Genomic DNA, 22,446 nt, shown 5'->3' with positions numbered 1-22,446 from the left:
CAAAAGAAAAGGAGAGAGCGGGGCCAAAAGAGAAAAGGGCCCCGTTTTCTATAGGAGGATCAGACGTGAGATTTATCATCAAACATGAAATGTCAGGAAGACTCCGGGTCCGTCTTTCCCAGCCGCGGATGACCTGCCGGGAAGCCGACACTTTGTTGTATTACCTTCACGGCTTGAAAAATGTGACTGGAGTTAAGGTCTATGAGCGCACCGGCGATGCGGTGATCTCCTACGTTGGTATCAGAGAGGAAATCCTGGAAGCCCTGAAACGTTTTAGGTATGATTCTGTTGAAGTACCTGCCGGGGTGATCGAGCATTCCGGGCGTGAGCTGAATGCTGAGTACCAGGAAAGGCTTGTGGGCAGGGTGATGATGCGGGCAGTGAGGAAGCTTTTTATTCCCGGCCCCATAAAAACGTTCCATATCGGGCTTCAGTCTATGAAATATCTTGTCAGGGGGATCAAGTCTCTTCTTAGAGGAAAGCTTGAGGTGGCGGTCCTAGATGCCGTGGCCATCGGCGTATCCGTGCTGCGCGGCGAACTGGAGACAGCAGGTTCCGTCATGTTTTTGCTTGGGATCGGAGAACTTTTAGAGGAATGGACCCATAAAAAATCCGTTGGTGATCTGGCCAGAAGCATGTCCTTAAATGTCAGCAGGGTCTGGCTCTTAAGCGGCGGACAGGAAGTGCTGGTGGAGGCTTCCTCCATTGTACCTGGAGATGAGGTGGTGGTGCACATGGGAAATGTCATTCCTTTTGACGGAGCCGTGATTTCCGGAGAAGGTATGGTCAACCAGGCTTCCCTGACAGGAGAATCCCTTCCCGTGAAAAAAGAGGCGGATGGATATGTATATGCAGGAACCGTGGTGGAAGAAGGCGAATTGACCATCAAGGTCCGGGAAGTTTCCGGCTCCACCCGGTTTGAAAAGATCGTTACCATGATCGAGGAATCGGAAAAGCTGAAATCTTCCATGGAAAGCAAGGCCGGTCATCTGGCTGATAAGCTGGTGCCCTATACACTTATGGGCACAGGTCTTACCTGGCTGCTTACGGGAAATGTGACAAGGGCACTTTCCGTGCTGATGGTGGACTTTTCCTGCGCGCTAAAGCTTGCCATGCCAATTTCTGTGCTATCAGCCATCCGGGAGGCAGGCATGTACCACATAACCGTTAAGGGAGGCAAATATCTGGAGGCAGTGGCAGAGGCTGTGACCATTGTCTTTGACAAGACCGGAACTCTTACAAAAGCAAGGCCAACCGTGAAGGACGTGGTTACCTTTGGAGAAGAGAGTCCGGAAGAAATGCTTCGGATCGCCGCCTGTCTGGAGGAGCATTTCCCCCACTCCATGGCAAAGGCAGTGGTGACGGCTGCCAGAAACCAGGGGCTGGAGCATGAGGAAATGCATTCCAAGGTGGAATATATCGTGGCTCACGGGATTGCTTCGTCCATAAACGAAAGAAAAGTGGTCATTGGCAGTTATCATTTTATCTTTGAGGATGAAGGCTGTAAGGTGGCTGAGGCTTACCGGGAGAAATTTGAGAGCCTGCCCGAGGACTGTTCCCACCTTTATCTTGCCATTGACCAAAAGCTATCAGCAGTGATCTGCATTGAAGATCCTCTTCGGGAGGAGGCTGCGGCAGTTGTAAATTCCCTTAAAAAGGCAGGGATATGCAAAACGGTCATGATGACAGGAGACAGCGAGCGGACCGCAGCGGCTGTTGCCGCCAGAGTAGGGGTGGATGAATATTATTCAGAGGTACTCCCTGAGGAAAAGGCCCGTTTTATAGAACGGGAAAAGGCATCAGGAAATGTGGTCATCATGGTGGGGGACGGGATCAACGATTCGCCTGCCCTTTCCGCAGCGGATGTGGGGATCGCCATCAGTGACGGAGCTGAGATTGCCAGGGAAATTGCGGATATCACCATTGCGGCGGACAATCTTTATGAAATCGTTACGCTGAAGCTGTTAAGTGACAGCCTGATGAAGCGGATCCATAAAAATTACAGAAGCATTGTTGGCGTTAATACGGGCCTTATCCTTCTGGGAGTGGGAGGGGCCATGTCCCCCACGGTCTCGGCTCTGCTTCATAATACGTCCACCCTGGGGATCAGTTTGAGCAGCATGCGGAATCTGCTGACCTAGGAAGCCGGGATTGACATTCCCGTCTGTCTGATGTATACTTGCATTGAAAATTAAAAGGGGTGCTGGAGAAAGTCCGGCTGAGATAAGACAGTATTGTCTTAAACCCTGTAACCTGATCTGGATAATGCCAGCGTAGGAAGCTTTCAGGCTAAGCCTGTTCACCCGCCCGGATATCCGGGCGGTTTTTTTGTTTTCTAATAGATAAAAGGAGAGATGAGACATGAATGCAAGCGTAGCGATCCAGACATTGCCGGAGGCAAAAAATGATGAGGAACTGATCCGTATCGTTGACCAGGTAATTGATTATATCAAAAGCACCGGACTGAATTATTATGTAGGGCCTTTTGAAACCGCCATTGAAGGGGATTATGACCAGCTGATGGATATTGTTAAGGAATGCCAGCACATTGCCATCAGGGCAGGTGCCCCTTCTGTTGCCGCTTATATTAAAGTCACCTACCGGCCGGAAGGGGAGGTACTTACCATTGATAAAAAAGTCACAAAGCATCACAAGTAAGCTTTGGTCCTGCTCGGCGGTTGCCTGTCTTTTCATCTTATGGCAGGGAATCAGTACTTTGGGCCTTGTGGACCGGTTTATGCTCCCATCGCCCATCAGCGTTGGGAGGGCATTTGTAACGGAATTCCCGGTATTGGCGGTCAATGCAGGAATCACCCTTGCCGAGGCATTCACCGGGCTTTTTCTGGGGGTGGCGACCGGTTTTGTGATCGCTGTGATCATGGATCATTTTGCAGGTCTTTACCAGGCCTTTTATCCGCTTATTGTCCTGACCCAGACCGTTCCAACGGTAGCCATTGCCCCTCTTTTGGTATTATGGTTTGGTTATGGAATGGCTCCCAAGGTGATCCTCATCGTATTGACCACCTTCTTTCCCATAACCGTGGGCATGCTTACAGGTTTTAAGTCAGTAAATCCGGATGCAGTGAACCTTTTAAAGTCCATGGGAGCCGGAAAAGTAAAAATATTCCGCTATATCAAGCTTCCCGGAGCCATGGGGCAGTTTTTTGCAAGCCTTCGGATTTCGGTTTCCTATGCAGTGGTTGGGGCAGTCATTTCCGAATGGCTGGGAGGCTTTGGCGGGCTGGGCGTTTACATGACCCGGGTGAAAAAATCCTTTGCCTTTGATAAGATGTTTGCGGTCATTTTTCTCATATCGGCCATCAGTCTTCTTCTTATGAAAGGTGTGGACATGCTGTCTAAGAAATGCATGCCATGGGATAATCAGTGATAGGATAGAATTGGAGGAAAAAATGAAAAAAACAGGTTTGGCAATTTGTACGGCTGCAGTGGCCGCCGCATTTTTAACTGCCTGCGGAGGAAGTGGGAAACAGGCGGTAAGTACGAATCCATCGGATTTGAAAAAGATAACATTTGTTCTGGACTGGACGCCCAATACCAATCATACTGGACTTTATGTTGCAGAAGAAAAGGGGTATTTCAAAGACGAAGGGCTTCAGGTAGAAATCGTTCAGCCCCCCGAGGATGGGGCGGCAGTTTTAGTAGCTTCCGGGAAAGCCCAGTTTGGTATGTCTTTTCAGGATTCCATGGCTCCGGCCCTGGCAGGGGAAGATGCCCTTCCCATCACAGCAGTAGCAGCGGTCATCCAGCATAACACCTCCGGAATCATTTCCAGAAAAGGGGAGGGGATGGCGTCTCCAAAGGGAATGGAAGGAAAGAAATATGCCACCTGGGATATTCCGGTGGAAAAGGCCATGGTCAAAGATGTGGTAGAAGCCGATGGAGGCGATTTTTCCAAAGTTCAGCTGGTTCCCAGTACGGTAACGGATGAGGTTTCCGCATTAAAGTCAAAATCAGTAGATGCCATCTGGATCTTTTATGCATGGGCAGGTATTAAGATGGAAGTAGAAGACCTTGATACGGATTACTTTGCATTTGCAGATTTGAATCCTGTGTTTGATTATTATACGCCGGTCATTATTGCGGGAGATGAATTCTTAAAGCAGGATCCTGAGACAGCCAAAGCCTTTTTAAGGGCTGTGAGCAAGGGGTATGAGGAGGCCGTAAAAGATCCGGAAGGAGCGGCCGGCATATTACTTAAGGCAGCGCCGGAGCTTGATGAGAAACTGGTAATGGAAAGCCAGAAATATCTGGCGGATCAGTATAAGGCTGAAGTGGATGCATGGGGATATATAGACCCTGTACGGTGGAACAGGTTTTATGGCTGGCTGAATGAGAACGGCCTTTCCGGTTCTGAGATTCCGGAAAACGCCGGATTTTCAAATGATTATCTGCCTCAGCAAAATTCTCCCAAGTAAGATATGGGGAGGCTCATTGCCTGCAGAAATATAGGAGGAAACCATGACGCACTTAAAGGTGGAAGGCATTACAAAATCCTTTGATGGAAAGGCGGTCTTAAAAGGAGTGTCCTTAGAGCTTAAGGAAGGGGAACTGGTATCTCTTCTTGGAGTCAGCGGAGGAGGAAAGACCACATTGTTTCATATCATTGCAGGCCTTTCTCTGCCGGATGAGGGACATGTGTATCTGAATGAAGAGGAAATCACAGGAAAACCTGGGTTTGTCAGCTATATGCTGCAAAAGGACCTTTTGCTGCCTTACCGCACCATCGTGGACAACGTGGCCCTTCCCCTTCTCATTAAGGGCATGAAGAAAGCCGGCGCCAGGAAAAAAGCGGGAGAATATTTTAAGCTGTTTGGCCTGGAGGGAACGGAAAAGCAGTATCCTTCCCAGTTATCCGGCGGCATGAGACAGAGGGCGGCCCTTTTAAGGACCTACCTTTTTTCCAATCGAATCGCTCTTCTTGATGAGCCCTTTTCCGCTCTTGATATGATGACAAAACGGGGGGTACATGAGTGGTATTTAAAGGTGATGGATGACATTCATCTTTCCACCCTTTTTATTACCCATGATATTGACGAAGCCATTCTTTTATCAGACCGTATCTGCATTCTGACCGGATATCCCGGCCGGATTACAAAGGAGATCGTCATAAAGGAACCAAAACCCCGGGAAAAGGATTTTAACATTTCAAAGGAATTTCTGGAATATAAGAGAGAGATTTTAAAGCATTTGGAAGGAATATGATAGCATGCGGGCTTTTGAAAAGCCCGCTGTTTTTGTCTGGATTATGTGAAAGAAATATCAAAAACCTTATTGTAAGTATCAAGTTAATTTTGTATAATAAAGAGAGAAACCATGGAGATTGACTGCGGAGATTGATGAATATGATAAAGTTGACAAATTTCAATGTTAAAAAAATGACGATTGGAGAAATGGCGAAAATCAATCACATATCAGAGCAGACCCTGAGACTTTACGACAGGGAAGGGTTGTTTTCGCCCGTAAACAGGGATGAAAATACAGGATACCGCTACTATGACATTCGCCAAAGTGCCCAGCTTGACATGATCCGGTACATGAAAGCCTTGGGGATGCCCTTAAAGGAGATCCGGATTCACATGAAAAAGTGGGATATGGGACGGGTAAAACAGCTTCTTAGGGAAAACAGAGATGCCATTGACCAGAAGATCGTGGAACTTAATCTTCAAAAGCGGGCCATTGAACGGACTCTTGACAGCTATGACCGTTATGAGGCGGCTCCTCCCGATGGGGCTATAGTTATGGAGTACATACCAAAACGCCGGATGTATGTAAAAGAGACCAAAACTAATTTTTATGACTATGAAATCGATGAATACGAACGTCTTCTGCGCAGCCTAAAAGAGGATATGGGCGCCCGTAAGATATCTCCGTTTTACTTTGCCAATGCAGGGACCATTTTAAAACGGGAGAATTTTATGAAGCGAAACCTGTATTCCACTCAGGTGTTCGTATTCGTGGACCAGGAATACGTTGAGGAAGAGCTGATTACCGTCATACCGGCCAATTCCTATCTTTGTATCTATTGTGACCGCTTTTCCAAAGAAAAAGAATACATAGACCGCCTGCTTGCCACCATAGAAGAAAATCATTACACGGTGATCGGAGATTACATCTGCGAAGTCATCGTTGAGATGCCTCTGGATTATAAGGAAAGGGGTATGTTCCTGCGCCTTCAGGTGCCGGTCCGCCTGTCCTGATATTTGGTTATTTTGCTCCATTGACCTGATACCATCTATAACCTTTATAATGAATGCATCAGGAGCTTTGCTCCAAAACAAGTTCTTATATGGAAAGGATGACGACGATGATGAATAACGAAAAGATCCGTGTGGTACAGTATGGCTGTGGAAAAATGGCAAAGTATATTTTAAGATATTTGTATGAAAAGGGTGCGGAAATTGTAGGTGCCATTGACGTGAACCCTGATGTGGTAGGCATGGATGTGGGCGAATTTGCCGGCCTTGGATTTAAAATCGGTGTTCCCATCCGCAGTGACGCAGATGCAGTATTAGATGAGTGTAATGCAGACATCGCCATTGTGACCCTGTTCAGTTTCATGGATGACGTGTATCCGCATTTCGAGAAATGTGTTTCCAGAGGAATCAATGTGGTGACGACCTGTGAGGAAGCTATTTATCCATGGACAACTGCTTCCGCAATTACCAACCGTCTGGACCGTCTGGCCAAGGAAAACGGCTGTACCATTGTTGGTGCAGGAATGCAGGATATTTACTGGATCAACATGATCGGCTGTGTGGCTGGCGGCGTTCATCGGATCGACCGCATTGAAGGCGCAGTCAGCTATAATGTGGAAGACTACGGACTGGCCCTTGCCGAGGCTCACGGCGCAGGCATGACTCCTGAGGAATTCGAGGAAAAAATCGCCCACCCAACTACTTTGGAGCCTTCTTATGTATGGAACTCCAATGAAGCGCTGTGCAATAAGATGGGCTGGACCATCAAATCCCAGACACAGAAATGCGTTCCTTATTTCTATGATAAAGACTTATATTCCGAAACTCTGGGAGCTACCATCCCAAAGGGCAACTGCATCGGCATGAGCGCAGTTGTTACCACGGAAACCTTCCAGGGACCAATTATTGAGACTCAGTGCATTGGCAAGGTTTACGGCCCGGATGACGGTGACATGTGCGACTGGAAGATCATCGGAGAGCCGGACACCACCTTCTTCGTACAGAAACCGGCTACAGTAGAGCATACCTGTGCAACCGTTGTAAACCGCATTCCAACCATACTGAATGCTCCGGCAGGGTTTGTAACAGTAGAAAAGCTTGACGATGTTCAATACATGTCTTATCCAATGCATTTATATCTGGAAATCTAAGACTTCAGGAGAATATGTAAAAACCAGAAATCCGCAGAGAGAATGACTCTGCGGATTTTATTGTATGTCATAGAAAAAAGGTAAACAGCCGGTTCCCACAGAACTGGAAGGGCAGTCCACCGAGGAAAATTGTGCCTTTTCTTGTCTGATGGAACATGGTATTATTAAGTGGGACTGCAGGTCTATTGAACGGAACGATAATATAATTTGTAAGTAATGACAGAAAATGACAGGAGGTAAGAAGATGGAAAGATTTGAATATAAAACACTGTTTACCGATGCAAAAGGAAACGGTTCCCGCCGCTCAAAACTACGGCAGCACAAGATGGATCATCTCAATATTCAAACGGAAGGTTGAGTAAGGTCGAAAAGTGACGAATGATAAGTGATTGATAATAAATAAATGTAGATATATAAGTAATTTTGCATAAAAGGTGAAAAACAACTCCAAAACCGACAGAATGCAACAGCAAACTCTAATGAACGACGGGAAAAGCATGATGAAAATGATATGGATCAGCAAACATGGATTATCTTTCTTTCCCTATAATGCTTTGACAATACCGGAAGTGATGCTATAATCAGGAGGCATATATTGAGACAAGGATAACAAAGGAGAAGAAAAATGAAAGTTCTTGAAAAGCATCCCATGGTCATGATCGTAATCGGTGTCATAGGAATTTCCCTTTCTGCAATTTTTGTCAAATATTCTGACGCGCCTTCCGTAGTGACAGCTGCGTACCGGCTTTTATGGACGGTGGGGCTTATGACTCCGGTGGTATTTGGGAAAGCCCAGGTCCGGGAGGAACTGAAACGGACAGATGGGAAGACTATAGTGTTATGTGCAGTAAGCGGAGTTTTTCTGGCTCTTCATTTTACGGCATGGTTTGAATCTTTAAAGCAGACTTCTGTGGCAAGCTCAACGGCAATCGTCTGCACGGAGGTCATCTGGGTGGCTTTGGGATTTGTAGTGTTCTTAAAAGGAAGGATTGGAAAAGCTGCTCTTATGAGCATTGCCATTACCGTGTTGGGCAGCCTGCTTATTGCATTATCCGATTATTCGGCAGGAGGAGATCATCTGTCCGGAGATGGTCTTGCCCTGGCAGCGGCAATATTTTCAGCCGTCTATACCCTGATCGGCCGGGAAGTGAGAAAAGGCATGTCGACAACATCCTACACTTATATCGTCTATTTCTTCTGTGCATTGGTACTTTACATATTTACGGCAGCCGCCGGAATTCCTTTCCATGGATATGGGATTAGTTCTGTGGTGGTGGGGCTTTTACTGGCTGTATTCTCCACCCTCCTTGGACACAGCATTTTCAGCTGGTGCTTAAAATTCCTGTCTCCTTCTTTTGTATCGGCTTCCAAGCTCTGTGAGCCTGTGGTTGCGGCCATATTTGCCGTTTTCCTTTTTACCGAGCTTCCGGCTCTTTTACAGGTTGTGGGAGGTCTGATTACCATCGGCGGCGTGTTTCTGTATTCCAAGGTGGAGAAAAATGGGGAATGATTTTTCTTGAGATTCCCTTGAAATCGTGTTACCCTAGAAAACGTGGAATTACTTCCATAATATTTAGAAAAGGATTTAAATAATGATCAGGAAAAGAAATCATGCGGGTACGATGAGAAAGAGCGTTCTCCTGGCAGTTCTATTTATGCTGGCAGGGACGACAGTTGCACTGGCAGATGACGCTTCAAAATTTGTTCCGGGGACCAGGATCAACGGCGTTCTTGTGGGAGGAATGACAGTTGAAGAAGCGAAGATACAGATAGAAGGCTTTTATGGCAGGGAATATCAGCTCTCCATTAAGGCAAAGGATGGCGTAACTGAGGTGATAAGCGGCCCTGAAATCAACTATCAGGTGGTCCTTACGGAAGGGCTTCAGACGATTCTGGAGGAACAGAATGCCACGGGACGTATGGCAGGGCCTGCCGTCGACAATACCCATAACCCAAAGGGAGTGGTCAGCTATGATGAAGGAAAGTTAAAAGAAAAGCTGAATTCCCTTCCCTGCATAAACGGAAAGGATATTACGGTCACGAGGAATGCCCGGATTTCTGACTGGCAGCAGGGGGTTCCCTTTGCCATCCTTCCGGAAGTACAGGGAAACAGCGTGAACTTAGAAAAACTGGAAGCAACAGTCAAGGCTGCGTTAAATGAAGAACTTCCTCAAATAAATATGGAGGAATCAGGCTGTTATGACACCGTCACCGTCACCTCAGAGGATGCCGGATTGATTGCCCAGCGGGAGGCGCTCAACCGTGTAAGGGAAATGGAAATCACCTATGCCTTTAAAGACCAGTCAGAGGTCTTAAAAGGAGAGGAAATCTGTTCCTGGATATCGGGGATGACAGGAGAAGTGATAAACGTAAGAGAAGATAAGGCTTCGGCTTACATAAAGGCTCTGGCGGATAAGTATGATACAGCAGGAACGGAACGGGCATTTCGTGTCACAGATGGAAAAGCCCGCCTTCTTCCTGGTTCCTATGGCCAGAAGATTGATCAGGCGGGGGAAACCGCTGCCCTGACAGCTCTCATTCAGTCCGGGAAAAGTCAGAAAAGGGAACCCAAGTATGTTCAGATAGTAGCTGAACGGAGTAATGCCTGGGGCGGAACTTATGTGGAGATAGATATGACGGCCCAGCATGTTTACATGTATAAAAAAGGTGGTCTGGTCTGGGATTCTCCCTGCGTGACAGGAAATGTTTCCAAAAAATACACAACTCCGGAGGGCATTTTTACCCTTTACTATAAGGAGGCAGACCGGGTCCTGCGGGGAGAGAAAAAAGCAGACGGCACCTATGAGTATGAAAGCCATGTGAATTACTGGATGCCGTTTAACGGAGGAATTGGTCTTCATGACGCAAGCTGGAGAAGTAGGTTCGGTGGAGACATCTATCAGACAAAGGGAAGCCATGGTTGTATCAACCTTCCCCCGGATAAGGCAAAGGCTTTATATGGCCTTGTTTATTCCGGAATCCCCGTAATCTGTCACAATTAAGTCAGGTGCATGAGATAGACAAAGGATGGGCCTTCTAAAAGACAATAAAAAAGAGGAAGCCGGTTCGGGTATTTATATCCGAACCGGCTTTTTTAACAGGACCTCTGACGGATTCGTCGGAAGTCCGTTTTTTATCTGCATGGATGCAGCAGCCCTTATTTCCGGCAGAAACGTTGTTTTTGAGGAAGTGAAAAATATTACTATAATAGTAACAAATATTGAAATATGGGATGGTATCCGTATGCATGTGAAACTATTTACACGTCAAATAAAATGAAGTATCATAAGGCCATCAGATAAGGATAAGCAACGGAAAAGGAGAAAAACAATGAGAACATTTAACGTATGCATCGTTGGAGGAGGAAGTACTTTTACACTTGGATTTCTAAAGTCATTTGTCAGACTCAAAGAGGAGTTCCCCTTAAAGAAGCTGGTGCTGTTTGATATCGACAACGACCGTCAGGAACCCATTGGAAAGTATGGTGAGATTCTATTTAAAGAAAGATTTCCGGAACTGGATTTCTCTTACACTACCGATATCAGGGAAGCTTATGAGGGAATGGATTTCGTATTCATGCAGATGCGCTCCGGAGGACTTCCCATGCGTGCAAAGGATGAACACATTCCGCTGAGCATGGGAATCATCGGACAGGAAACCTGCGGGGCAGGAGGAATGGCCTACGGCTTAAGATCCTGTGTGGATATGATAAAGGCCGTACACGATATCCGTACCTTTGCGCCGGATGCATGGGTATTAAATTATTCCAATCCCGCTGCAATCGTTGCGGAAGCACTTCGCAGAGAATTTCCGGATGACAGGAGAATCCTAAACATCTGCGACCAGCCGGAGAATGTGGTACGCTCCTGCAGCAGACTTTTAAAATGCAGTTGGGAGGATTTAGACCCGGTTTACTTTGGACTGAATCATTATGGCTGGTTCACCCATATGTATGACGTCCGCACAGGAGAAGACCTGCTTCCAAAGATCAGGGAAATGGTTGCTAAAAACGGCTTCCTTCCCCAGGATGCGGAACAGAGAGACAAGTCCTGGCTGGATACCTATGGAATGGTACAGACAATCATGGAGGACTTCCCGGATTTTCTGCCCAACACCTATGACCAGTATTACTTATATCCGGAATACAAGGCCAGCCATCTGGATGCTGGTTTTACCCGTGCGGATGAGGTTATGGCGGGAAGAGAAAAGCGGGTCTTTCACGAGTGTGCCCAGGTGATCAAAGAAGGGAAGCTGGGAGATAAGTTTGATGAGATTTCCGATGCACATGCCGAAATGATGATTAAGGTTGCAGAATCCATTGCTTTTAATAAAAATGACAGGCATATCTTAATTGTCGAAAACAACGGTGCAATAGCCAATATGCAGGACGATGCCATGGTAGAGGTTGTGTGCGAACTTGGAGCAAATGGCCCACGTCCCATGAGGGTAGGAAACATCTCACAGTTCTATCTGGGACTTCTGGTTAATCAGGTATCCTGTGAAAAGCTGATTGTAGATGCTTATTTTGAGAATTCCTATCAGAAAGCTCTGGAAGCATTTACCTTAAACAGGCTGATAGGCGATGCAAAGAAAGCAAGAAAGGTACTGGATGCCTTGATCGAGGCTAATAAAGGCATGTGGCCGGAGTTAAAATAGGGGAAAGCAAAAACTTGGCGGGAGTGAAATGAAATGTGCTCCTATGGAGAAACATAAGAAAACAGGATGTAACGTTACAGAGCAGGGATGCCTGTGACGGGAGAGGATATTATCATGAAAAAAAACAGGGCAATGGATTTTTTCTCGGCTCTTGGACGTAGTTTGCTGATGCCGATTGCCGCTTTGGCCGCATGCGGTATCGTTTTGGGGTTGACTTCCGCGCTTATGAAAGCGCAGGTACAGGCGGCTGTTCCATTTTTACAGCAGGGGCTTATCTATTTCATTATTTCTACTTTAAATAAAGTGTCAGGTGTTGTATTTACATTGATTCCGGTGCTGTTCTCCATTTCCATTTCTTTTGGCATGGCAAGAGAGGAAAAGGAAATAGCGGCATTTGCAGGTTTTATCGGGTATTATACGTTTCTGGTGGCATCGGCATGTATGATTAATTCCGGCTTTATGAATTTCGGTGCTTTGAAGATATCCACGATTCTGGGCGTAGAGACCCTGGATATGGGGGCGGTCGCAGGTATTGCGGCAGGTATTATAACCGCCTCACTCCATAACCGGTATCATAAAATCACATTTCCGGTGGCAATCTCCTTTTACGGAGGAAAACGTTTTGTTGCCATTGTTGTTATCATGGCTATGGCGGTTGTGGGCCTTGCTGCACCCATCCTGTGGTCCCCCGTATCCATGGTCATTGACGGGATGGGAGGTCTGATATCTGCCACAGGACTGGTGGGAGTATTTGGCTATGGATTCCTGGAGCGGCTGCTGATTCCCACCGGTCTGCACCATGTTTTAAACGGCATTTTCCGTACCACCTCCATTGGAGGAACCTATGAAGGAGTGGAAGGATGCTTAAATATCTTCCTTCAATTTGTCGATAAGGTAGACATCTCAGAGCTGAGGCCCTTTACAGTATTTTTAGGACAGGGTAAAATGCCGATGATGATGTTTGGTCTTCCGGCAGCAGCTCTGGCTATATATAGGACCTCTCCTCCGGAGAAAAAGAACAAGGTAAAGGCCCTCATGATTGCAGGTGTTGCAGCCAGCATTGTATCCGGTATTACAGAACCATTGGAATTCTCATTTATGTTTATAGCTCCGCCGCTGTTTTTATTCCATGCGGTAATGGGCGGTCTGTCCTTTTTGCTGATGGCGGCATTTAAAGTCATTATCGGCAATACAGGCGGCGGCCTCATCGATTTCCTGATCTGGGGCGTATTCCAGCCAGGGTCCCGCTGGTACTGGGTGATCATTACAGGGCCGTTCTTCTCCGTTATTTATTATTACGTATTTAAAAGCTATCTGACAAGAAAGCAGCTTTCCATCGATGTATCCGACGAAGAGCAGGAGGCGGATAGTAAGGGAAGCACTATGGAGGAGAAACAGAAAGTCCTTGCATCAAAGATTATAGAAGGACTTGGAGGATTTCATAATATCACGGCAGTAAATAACTGCCTGACCAGACTTAGGGTGGATATTAAGGATATGGCAATGGTGAGTGACGAACTTTTAAAGAAAACAGGTTCCATGGGAGTTGTCCGAACCAGCGATACACATATCCAGGTGATTTATGGGCCAAAGGTGGAAGGAATTGCATCAAATGTGAGGGAAGTATTAAAATATTAAAGAAACAAAGCGAAAGCTGCCCGGCCATGGGAAACATGGAACCGGGCAGCCTTTTTATTTCCTTTAAGGCAGTGAACCAAAGGTGTCACCGTCTGTCTGGGAATTCTGTTTGATCCTGGCGGCCAGCTCAATCAGAATCTGGACAATGGTGAAGATTCCCAGTCTGGGATTAATATCTACATGGCGGTATTCCTCATTCCGGTCATTGGTGCAGAGCGCAATGGTGCTGTAGGGAATCAGAGGGCTGTCTTTCTCACAGGTGAGCAGAATCGTGATGGTGCCGCGGGCCTTAGCTTTCCGGAATGCAGACAGATACCGCCTGGCATCTCCATGGGCTGTGATAATGAAAAGAACGGCATCGCTGCTGATTTCATGCACAAGGCCATTTAACAGGCGCTGCCATTCAACCAGAATACAGGGATAGTCCAGTGTATTTAAGACGGTCTGGAGATATTTGGCGGCCAGGGAGCTTAAATTGGAGCCATAAATATAGATGGGACGGTCGCTGGTTAAAAGCCCGGCGATCTCTTCCAGCTTTTCTTCATCGATCTGCTCCAGATTATCCTTAAACAGGGCGAGGGAATGATGGACCAGATCATCGGTACGGAAGTTCTGGGGATGAAGCTGTTTTAATTCCTTGCGCACCTGGTATTTGAATTCGTTATAGCCCTTTAGCCCCAGCTTTTGGCAGAAACGGACGATGGTAGCATTGGAGGTATACAGGATGGCGCTTAAGTCATTTAAACTGGCATACACGGATGAGGGAAGATTGGTTTCAAAATACCGCAGGATTTCTTTCTCCGTATCGGTAAGGGGAAGATGATGTGCTTTTTCAAATAAAGGAATCATGGTTTTCCTCCTGTTTTGCCTGATCCTGGCCGGCCAGCTTGTACTGAAGGTAACAGCGTATAATCACGTCGATCATATAAAACACAGGAAGCCTGGAGGTGAACTCCGCTCCACGGTTCTCACGCTGATTGGTGAAGAAGCGGAAGTTGACAGTGGCTAAGCTGGCAACCTCATTGTTGGTATATGGGGTGATGGATAGAATCGGGACATTGTTCATCCTGGCGATCTTTCCCAAACGTACGGTCGGCCCGAAATCGCCGGTGGTGCTGATTAAGATCAGCAGGGATTCCGTGCGGATATTTTTTAAAATGTGTTCCCCCATTTTGCTGGATTCAATCTTGTATACATTCTGGCGTCCGATTGAGAAAAGGAGCTTCTCAAAATAGTCGCTGAGAATAGAAGTAATCCCTCCCGGGGCCCATAAGTAGATGGGACAGTTACTGTCAAAATACCGGAACGTAAGGCTGAGCTGATCCTCGGATATGAGATTAGAGGTCCCTTCCACGTTGGAACACAGGCTGTCAATCATGATCCGGGTACTAAAATCCTGGGCTTTTGAAGCCGCTTTAACGGGATTTTCTTTTCTTCCCTCGGCACGGAGGGCATATTTTAATTCTGCAAAGCCGGAATATCCAAGCTTTTTGCAGAAACGCAGAATCGTGGCAGAAGAATAGGAGGTCCTGGCGGCCAGTGTCTGTATGCTCATATCCAAAACCTCGTCAATGTGTTCATAAACAAATTTAAGGACATTCAGTTCATTGTTGCTCAGGCTTTTAATAACGGCGTCATCCAGATGAAGTGTGACCATGGGAAACCTCCTTGTAAATCTCTCGGTTTATTTTATCACGAATACTTAATAAGTCAATGCAGATGGCGGGAAATAGACGGACTCCTTCGTGAAAATGGCGTTATTATCAGGTTATAGTTTGCTTCAACCGATTGACAGGATGGCCTCTTTGTGCTACATTCAGGACATAAAAAGGGTGAAAGGAGATGATACCTGTGGTTGAGATCATGCCTCATATCAAGTTGTCGGAAGAACAGGCCGTTCCCTATGTGCTTTTGCCGGGAGATCCAAAACGCCTGGACCGGATTGCAGCCTGTCTGACGGATACGGAGGAACTGGCCTATAACAGGGAATTCCGAAGTCTTAAGGGGAAATACAGGGGAGTGCCCGTTATGGCGGTGTCTACAGGAATTGGAGGTGCGTCTGCAGCGATTGCAGTGGAGGAACTGGCAAGAATCGGGGTTAAGGCCATGATCCGGATCGGAAGCTGTGGGGCGCTTCAAAAGGGGATCCGTCTTGGGGATTTGATTCTTGTAAATGGAGCTCTCCGGGATGACGGAGCCTCGTCCTCTTATACGGACTCCATCTATCCGGCGATACCGGATACAAAGCTTTTGCTGGCCTGCATGGAAAAGGCCGGGGAATTGGGAGCAAAATCTCACGTGGGAATAGTCAGAAGCCATGACAGCTTTTACATTGATGAGGAAAAAGAGGTCTGTGCTTACTGGGCAGAAAAAGGAGTGATGGGCTCTGATATGGAAACCGCGGCATTATTTGTGGTGGGCGGACTGCGGGGAGTGAAAACCGCCTCCATTTTAAACGTGGTGGTCGAAAGTGAGGAGTCCATAGAAGACAACATCAACAGCTACACCGGCGGAGAGTCCGCCATGATGAGGGGAGAGCATTTGGAGATCCTTACGGCATTAGAGGCATTTGTCCGTATGGACCAGGGTTGAAGGAAAACATGAATGGAGGATTATGAGATGAAAAATTTATTTAAAACCAAATTGAATGCGGCCTGTTTTGTGCTGATTCCAGCCTGTATTGGAATCAATTATTTAGGAAAGCTTTTTGCGTCTGTTTTAAAGCTGCCTCTTTGGCTGGATTCTATCGGTACCTGCATCGGCGGTATTCTTGGGGGACCCGTGATAGGGGGAATCTGCGGTGCGGCAAACAACTTGATTTACGGCTTTACCACAGGTGATTCCATTACCCTGGTATATGCCTTAACCAGCCTGGGAATCGGTGTCGCGGTAGGAATCATGGCAAGGCTTGGCCGTATGGAAAAGCTTTCCGGAGCCATTTTAACCGCCTGCGTGGCAGGAATTACGGCTGTTGTAATCTCCACTCCCTTAAATATCATTTTCTGGGGCGGAACCACAGGCAATATCTGGGGAGACGCTGTTTTTGCCTGGTCACAGGCATCAGGGCTTCCCGTTGCCTTTGGCTCCTTCCTTGATGAGGTCATCGTGGATGTGCCGGATAAACTGATCACCCTTTTGATCGTGTACGCCATCATCAAGGGTCTTCCAAAGAAACTGACTTCCCTTTACGAACTTGATGATGAAGTGTTAAGTCTGGATTAAAGCAGGAAAGGCAGAATCATATGAAAAGTATCAGTCTTTACGTGGATAAAGATACATACCTGACCAGGCTCCATCCATTTGCCAAGATGTTTTATATTCTGGCAGCCGTCAGCGCACCCCTGATCGGGGGTGCGCTGTGGATATACGGCCTGTTTCTGGCCATCAGCCTATGCCTTTTGATCAGCGGGAAAATAATACGGAAGGTTTTCCCCCTGATTGCATTTTCTTTTACCATCATAATCACCATTTTTTTGATCCACGGCCTTTTTAATCAGGAAAATGAGAAGATTCTGTTCCATTTAGGGCCTCTTGCCTTTTATCAGGAAGGACTTCTCTATGCCGCCAGGATCGGTCTTAATATCCTGAATATGCTTTTGGCCTTTGCCACCTTTGTACTGACCACCAAGCCTGCGGACCTGGTTGACGATCTGGAGCAGGCAGGCTTTTCTCCCAGGTTCGGGTATATGATCAGCTCTGTTTTTCAGATCATTCCCCAGATGATGGGAACCATGAATACCATCATGGATGCCCAGAGAAGCCGGGGCATGGAAACAGAAGGAAGCCTGCTTGTAAGAGCCAGGGCATTTATCCCCCTGATCTCACCTGTGGTCAGCAGCTCCCTGATCAATACAAGAGAAAGGGCCATTGCCCTGGAAGTGCGGGGATTTGATTCAAAAAGTAAAAAGACATTTTTAAGGGAACGGAAGCTTGCGGGCAGGGACAAGGCATTGATGGCATTGATGGCTCTGCTCATTGTGTTATCTGTTGTATGGAGGGTGCTTACATGGCTTTGATTGAAGTTAATAATTTGAAATACCGGTATCCCCATACAGAAAGCCTGGCTCTTGACGGAATTGCTCTTCAGGTGGAAAAGGGGCAGTTTATCGGGATCGTCGGTGAAAACAAGGCAGGAAAGAGCACGTTGTGCCAGGCCTTTGCCGGTCTGGTTCCCACCATGTTCCGCGGGGCTTACGGCGGAAAGCTTCTCATTGACGGAGCAGAAGCGGCAAAAACGCCGATTGCCCAGCTGTGCCAGAAGGTTGGTCTGGTGTTCCAGAATCCTTTTAACCAGCTTTCCGGAGCAAAGGATACGGTCTTTGAGGAAATAGCTTTTGGGCTTCAGAATCTGGGGATTCCCAGGGAAGAGATTTTTAAGAGAGTGGAAGAGAATTTAAAGCTTCTGGATATTGAGGAATACAGGGACAGGAATCCCTTTGATTTGTCCGGAGGACAGACCCAGCGGGTGGCCATTGCCAGCATCCTTGCCATGGAGCCTAAGGTCATTGTGCTTGATGAGCCCACCTCCCAATTAGATCCTCAGGGAAGCGAAGAGGTATTCCGGGTGGTTGACAAGCTGGCAAAAACAGGCATAACCATTATCATGGTGGAGCAGAAGATGGAAAAGCTTGCTTCCTACTGTGATAAGATCCTTCTTCTCCATAAAGGGAAGCAGATCGCCTATGATACACCGGAACGGATTTTTTCCAGGGATGATCTGGAGGAACTGGGCGTTAAGCCGCCGGTCTACACCCAGGTGTGCAGAGCCCTTGGGGTGTACAGGAAAGAGGGAGAGGACAAACTTTATCCGGTCACATTGGCGCAGATGGAGCGTTTAAGGGAACAGTTTCCTCCAGAACTTTCTGGCAGGTCTTTTGTAAAATGCCAGGAGGAAAAGCATGGTCAGGAAGTGTTCCGGATCCAGGATCTTGTATTTCATTATCAGCCTGACACTCCGGTGATCGAACACCTGGATCTCTGTCTTGATGAAAGGCCTACCGCCATCATCGGCCAGAACGGTGCGGGAAAGACCACTCTGGTCAAGCTGCTAAAGGGACTTTTAAAGCCGGATTCAGGGAGTATTTTCTTTGAAGGCCAGGATATTTCCATAAGGACCGTGGCACAGCTTGCCGGAAAGGTGGGATATGTGTTCCAGAATCCGGATGACCAGATCTTCAAAAACCGGGTAATGGAAGAGGTCATGGTGGGCCCCTTAAACCTGGGGAAGAGCAGGGAAGAGGCAAAAAAGCTGGCAGCAGAGGCCCTTGAGATGGTAGGGCTTATGGAGGCAGCAGAGGAAAATCCCTATGATCTGGATTTATCGGAACGGAAAATGGTAGCCATTGCATCGGTGGTGGCCATGGATCCCAAGGTGCTTATTTTAGATGAACCGACCATTGCCCAGGATGCAAAAGGCCGGGCAATGCTTGGAAGGATTGTCCGTACCTTAAGCGAAAAGGGAAAATTTGTGCTGGCGATCCTTCATGATATGGACTTTGTGGCGGAGTACTTTCAACGGGTCATTATTATGGCCCATGGAAAGGTGCTTTCGGATGGACCTGGAGAAAAGGTCTTTTATGAGAAAGAAAGCCTTATAAAGGCCCGGCTGGAGCAGCCCCATACGGCCAGGCTATGTGAATTCCTGGGCTATGAGGGTGCATTTATGACAGCAGAAGATATGAAAGCTGCAGGCAGGTAGCCTACAGGCTTTTTCGTTAATATGTTAAGGCAAGAAACGCCTGGCTCAGAGGAATTCCTTTGAAGCCAGGTGTTTTTTTGGCAGACTCTTTGTTTTATGCCGTAATCAGGGGCCTGCCTGGGTTCTCCTCTCTGGAGCACAGAAGACCACAATCTTCTGGGGAGTGGTGACTGCCGGAATGCTGCGGGTGGTAAACGCATAAAAGACAAGAAGAAAATGGCCGCCAGGATTATAAAAGAAGGTCTGGCCGTTGGAAAGGAGGATCGTTGTCTCACTTAGGTCGTTTAAGCTCAGCTTCAGGGTTTTTGATGAATTTAGCAGACTTTCATCAAAATAATCAAAAACAACCTCATACCCATCTATGTTTTCCGCGAGGATGATTGCTGTGTACTGAGGCGGATAAATGAGGGGAACAGGCGCTTGTGTATCATAGAAGGCCACAATGGTATCACCGGGGTTAAAGGTATGCTGGTTAACAACATAGGTTTGGGGAGTGACAATAAAGTTGGTCTGTCCCAGGCTCTCGCTCATTACGGAAATGATCATAGTACAGCTTTTATCGGCAGAGGAGGTCCTTAAAGGGTTGACGGACATTACTGATCCGTAGACAGGGGTATAGCGTGCCATAAAGGAATCCTTTTTTATCATTCTTAATTTTATCTTATGAAGACTGCGGGGGTATTATGAAATATTTTGTCACCGTGGAAAGCTGGAATTCAGGAATCTTTATATGCCTTAGGAAACAAGGGGAAAATGAAATCGTAATAAAAATGTCAAGAAATATACCAATAAAATTTAGACAAATTTCGCGGTTTTAAGGTATAATGGATTCTGAACGAATAGGCTGATAAGAGGTAGGAAATTAATGGAAAATGTAAAACCGCGCAGCAGGAAGAAAAAGCCACTTGGATTAAGGGGCTGGGCAGCAATTGGAAGCGGGACTGTAGCTGCAGCGGCGCTGATTGCTGCTCTGGCCTATCTTCAGATAGGCAGGCAGTATGAGAAGGTGTTTTTCCCCAACACCACGATCAATGGAATGGACGCTTCAAAGAAGTCCATAGAAGAAGTAAAGAAGTCAATTACTTCCGGTATTGATGACTATGTGTTGTCAATCGGGGAAAGAGGAGGAAGCACAGAAGAAATAAAGGGAAGGGATATCGGCCTTGAGTCAGTTTTTGACGGAAGCCTTGAAAAGCTTTTGGCAGACCAGAAGACTTATGAATGGTTGAAACATAGGAAAACGCCCCAGGAATTTGATATAGGGACTATGATACAGTATGACCAGGACAAATATGAATCGGCTGTTTCCAGCCTGGCCTGTTTAAAGGATGAGCTTGTGGAAAAGCCGGAGAATGCACATGTGTCCGATTATGTATCGGGACAGGGCTACACAATCGTTCCTGCTAAGGAAGGAAACCAGCTTGATCCGGAAAAGGTGAAGTCGGTAATTTCCGAGGCTATCATAAATTTAAAGCCGGAAATATCCCTGGAAGAGTTTGATGCTTACGTAAAGCCCCAGATTCCGTCTGACGATCCGCAGCTGATCGCCCAGGTGCAGACATTGAATAAATATGCCAATGCCACAATTACATATAGCTTTGGAAATGAAAAAAAGGTGTTAAACGGTGATACGATCTCCAAATGGATCGGGATCGGAGAGGATAGCAAGGTTTATTTAAACAGCTCCTCAGTTACCGCATATGTGAAAGAACTGGCTTCCAAGTATGATACGTCCACAAGGGCTAAAAACTTAAAGACCTCCTATGGACAGAACGTAAGGATCACTGGAGGCAGCTATGGCTGGAAAATCGATCAAAGCGCCGAGGCGGATGAGCTGGCGGAGCTGATCCGTTCCGGTCAAAGCCTGGTGAGAGAGCCTGTCTACAAACAAAAGGCAGCCAGCCACGGAGACACTGATTTCGGCAACACGTATGTGGAAATCAACTTAACGGCCCAGCACCTGTTTTTTTATAAAGACGGAAAGCTTTTGGTGGAATCGGATTTCGTATCCGGCAATGAGTCAAAGGGGTGGTCCACTCCTGCCGGTGTGTTCCCTCTTACCTATAAGCAAAGGGATGCCACCCTAAAGGGAGAAACTTACAGGACTCCCGTGTCTTACTGGATGCCATTTAACGGAAATATCGGCCTCCATGATGCCACATGGCGCAGTACCTTTGGCGGAACCATCTATAAGACCAGCGGTTCCCACGGCTGTGTCAATCTGCCCCCGGCAGTGGCAAAGACCATATTTGAGAATATTGCAGCAGGGGTTCCTGTTCTTTGTTATCATTTGCCTGGAACGGAATCCCAGACAGCCTCTAACGGAACTTCCAAACCAGGAGAGACAAAGCCGGCCACAGAGCCGACCACCGCAGCAAAGCCTACGGAAACACCGACAACGGCTCCGCCCACCACAGCGGCTCCCACTACAGCGGCTCCTCCTGCAACCAAGGAACCGGAGACAGAGATTTCAACAAGCGCTCCTTCCAAAGAAGGCGAGATCGGGCCTGGAGTTTCCACCCGCTCAGAGAAAAAGAAAACAGGGCCTGGCGCGCATAAGTAATGCAAAGCCCCTGGGCTGCGGTACCGGCTATTTATACGAGCCGGCACCGCGGCCTTTTGTTTTATATCATGGAAAAGTGGCTGCAAAGGCAGCCTCGCTCCGGCGTGAGAGTCTGTAAAGCAGATTCTTATTATGAAACAAAGGATTTTCTTGACAATGGCATCATACTGGTATAGGGTTTCAATAGATCAAAGCTATATGTAAGGAGGAGAATAAAATGTTTAATAAAGATACCTTCGTGCCCATGCAGTTTTTTAAAAAAGAGGCTTACACCGGGAGCATGAAGGGAATGCGTTACTGGGTCAAAAAGGAGGAAGAGGAGTTTTCTGCTGCCGTATATCCGGAACCTTATTGCTATGAAGCCACTCCTGAGGAGCAGAAAATAAGAGCAGCTTTTCCCTTTACGGAAGAGGGAAGGGGGCAGGTCGTGGACTGGATCAATGAGAAGTATGAGGAAAACCGGCCGGTCTGGGAAAAGGCCGCAAGAAAATGAATTTTCTATCCGAAAAATGATGAATGGCATGG

At 47.1% G+C, this 22,446-nt stretch carries 20 protein-coding genes and 1 riboswitch; of the genes, 17 read left to right on the top strand and 3 right to left on the bottom strand.

What is annotated here, in order from left to right; all coding sequences use genetic code 11:
- The first annotated feature begins 65 nt into the window (after window positions 1-65).
- From ABFV83_RS12260 to ABFV83_RS12210, 11 genes are all read left to right on the top strand, one after another.
- Window positions 66-2,141 carry a heavy metal translocating P-type ATPase gene (locus ABFV83_RS12260; RefSeq protein WP_349944174.1) on the top strand — a complete coding sequence of 692 codons (2,076 nt, stop codon included), beginning with the start codon at window positions 66-68 and terminating at the stop codon, window positions 2,139-2,141.
- Between the two features lie 45 nt (window positions 2,142-2,186).
- Window positions 2,187-2,298, top strand: a riboswitch (TPP riboswitch).
- A gap of 63 nt (window positions 2,299-2,361) precedes the next feature.
- Complete coding sequence (locus ABFV83_RS12255; protein WP_349944173.1) at window positions 2,362-2,658, top strand: thiamine-binding protein; 297 nt, start codon at window positions 2,362-2,364, stop codon at window positions 2,656-2,658.
- Window positions 2,627-3,388, top strand: coding sequence for an ABC transporter permease (locus tag ABFV83_RS12250; RefSeq protein WP_349944172.1), 762 nt, complete (start codon window positions 2,627-2,629; stop codon window positions 3,386-3,388). Before ABFV83_RS12255 ends, ABFV83_RS12250 begins: the two co-directional genes overlap by 32 nt.
- A 22-nt stretch (window positions 3,389-3,410) precedes the next feature.
- The gene (locus ABFV83_RS12245; protein ID WP_349944170.1) at window positions 3,411-4,436 is read left to right on the top strand and encodes an ABC transporter substrate-binding protein; all 1,026 of its coding nucleotides are present in this window, start codon (window positions 3,411-3,413) and stop codon (window positions 4,434-4,436) included.
- Between the two features lie 43 nt (window positions 4,437-4,479).
- Window positions 4,480-5,223, top strand: coding sequence for an ABC transporter ATP-binding protein (locus ABFV83_RS12240; RefSeq protein ID WP_349944169.1), 744 nt, complete (start codon window positions 4,480-4,482; stop codon window positions 5,221-5,223).
- A 140-nt stretch (window positions 5,224-5,363) separates the two neighbouring features.
- A complete protein-coding gene (locus tag ABFV83_RS12235) occupies window positions 5,364-6,218 on the top strand; it encodes a MerR family transcriptional regulator (protein WP_349944167.1) in 855 nt (284 codons plus the stop codon).
- Between the two features lie 107 nt (window positions 6,219-6,325).
- Complete coding sequence (locus ABFV83_RS12230; RefSeq protein WP_349944165.1) at window positions 6,326-7,366, top strand: dihydrodipicolinate reductase; 1,041 nt, start codon at window positions 6,326-6,328, stop codon at window positions 7,364-7,366.
- 625 nt (window positions 7,367-7,991) lie between these two features.
- Window positions 7,992-8,876 (top strand): DMT family transporter, encoded by an 885-nt coding sequence (locus ABFV83_RS12225; RefSeq protein WP_349944163.1) that lies wholly within the window; start codon window positions 7,992-7,994, stop codon window positions 8,874-8,876.
- Window positions 8,877-8,958: 82 nt separating this feature from the next.
- Window positions 8,959-10,368 carry a L,D-transpeptidase family protein gene (locus ABFV83_RS12220; protein ID WP_349944162.1) on the top strand — a complete coding sequence of 470 codons (1,410 nt, stop codon included), beginning with the start codon at window positions 8,959-8,961 and terminating at the stop codon, window positions 10,366-10,368.
- Between the two features lie 328 nt (window positions 10,369-10,696).
- On the top strand, window positions 10,697-12,022 hold the full coding sequence (locus tag ABFV83_RS12215; protein ID WP_349944160.1) for a 6-phospho-alpha-glucosidase: 1,326 nt from the start codon (window positions 10,697-10,699) through the stop codon (window positions 12,020-12,022).
- A 114-nt stretch (window positions 12,023-12,136) separates the two neighbouring features.
- Complete coding sequence (locus ABFV83_RS12210; protein WP_349944158.1) at window positions 12,137-13,660, top strand: PTS transporter subunit EIIC; 1,524 nt, start codon at window positions 12,137-12,139, stop codon at window positions 13,658-13,660.
- A 63-nt stretch (window positions 13,661-13,723) separates the two neighbouring features.
- Here the strand turns inward: ABFV83_RS12210 and ABFV83_RS12205 are convergent, their stop codons facing one another.
- Window positions 13,724-14,509: a MurR/RpiR family transcriptional regulator gene (locus ABFV83_RS12205; protein WP_349944156.1), complete on the bottom strand. Its 786-nt coding sequence runs from the start codon at window positions 14,507-14,509 to the stop codon at window positions 13,724-13,726.
- Entirely contained in the window at window positions 14,493-15,317 is an 825-nt protein-coding gene (locus tag ABFV83_RS12200; RefSeq protein WP_349944154.1) for a MurR/RpiR family transcriptional regulator, read from the bottom strand. The genes ABFV83_RS12205 and ABFV83_RS12200 overlap by 17 nt, the downstream gene beginning before the upstream one ends.
- Window positions 15,318-15,502: 185 nt before the next feature.
- On the opposite strand from ABFV83_RS12200, the gene ABFV83_RS12195 reads away from it, so the two are divergent.
- The 4 genes from ABFV83_RS12195 to ABFV83_RS12180 are packed head-to-tail and all read left to right on the top strand — an operon-like array spanning window position 15,503 to window position 19,358.
- On the top strand, window positions 15,503-16,252 hold the full coding sequence (locus ABFV83_RS12195; RefSeq protein WP_349944152.1) for a nucleoside phosphorylase: 750 nt from the start codon (window positions 15,503-15,505) through the stop codon (window positions 16,250-16,252).
- Between the two features lie 27 nt (window positions 16,253-16,279).
- A complete protein-coding gene (locus ABFV83_RS12190) occupies window positions 16,280-16,882 on the top strand; it encodes an ECF transporter S component (RefSeq protein ID WP_349944151.1) in 603 nt (200 codons plus the stop codon).
- Window positions 16,883-16,902: 20 nt separating this feature from the next.
- On the top strand, window positions 16,903-17,676 hold the full coding sequence (locus ABFV83_RS12185) for an energy-coupling factor transporter transmembrane component T (protein ID WP_349944150.1): 774 nt from the start codon (window positions 16,903-16,905) through the stop codon (window positions 17,674-17,676).
- Window positions 17,667-19,358, top strand: coding sequence for an energy-coupling factor transporter ATPase (locus ABFV83_RS12180; RefSeq protein ID WP_349944148.1), 1,692 nt, complete (start codon window positions 17,667-17,669; stop codon window positions 19,356-19,358). The genes ABFV83_RS12185 and ABFV83_RS12180 overlap by 10 nt, the downstream gene beginning before the upstream one ends.
- Window positions 19,359-19,463: 105 nt before the next feature.
- Here the strand turns inward: ABFV83_RS12180 and ABFV83_RS12175 are convergent, their stop codons facing one another.
- Window positions 19,464-19,985, bottom strand: coding sequence for a hypothetical protein (locus tag ABFV83_RS12175; RefSeq protein ID WP_349944147.1), 522 nt, complete (start codon window positions 19,983-19,985; stop codon window positions 19,464-19,466).
- A gap of 238 nt (window positions 19,986-20,223) precedes the next feature.
- Here ABFV83_RS12175 and ABFV83_RS12170 point away from each other — a divergent pair, with 238 nt between their 5' ends.
- Both ABFV83_RS12170 and ABFV83_RS12165 read left to right on the top strand, forming a co-directional pair.
- Window positions 20,224-21,921, top strand: coding sequence for a L,D-transpeptidase family protein (locus ABFV83_RS12170; protein ID WP_349944145.1), 1,698 nt, complete (start codon window positions 20,224-20,226; stop codon window positions 21,919-21,921).
- Between the two features lie 217 nt (window positions 21,922-22,138).
- The gene (locus ABFV83_RS12165; RefSeq protein WP_349944144.1) at window positions 22,139-22,414 is read left to right on the top strand and encodes a GNAT family acetyltransferase; all 276 of its coding nucleotides are present in this window, start codon (window positions 22,139-22,141) and stop codon (window positions 22,412-22,414) included.
- Window positions 22,415-22,446: the final 32 nt, after the last annotated feature.

Source organism: Lacrimispora sp. BS-2, from assembly GCF_040207125.1.
Lineage (GTDB): Bacteria > Bacillota > Clostridia > Lachnospirales > Lachnospiraceae > Lacrimispora.
The sequence above is the reverse complement of the archived record's forward strand: the minus strand, read 5'-3'. Positions and strand labels throughout refer to the sequence as shown.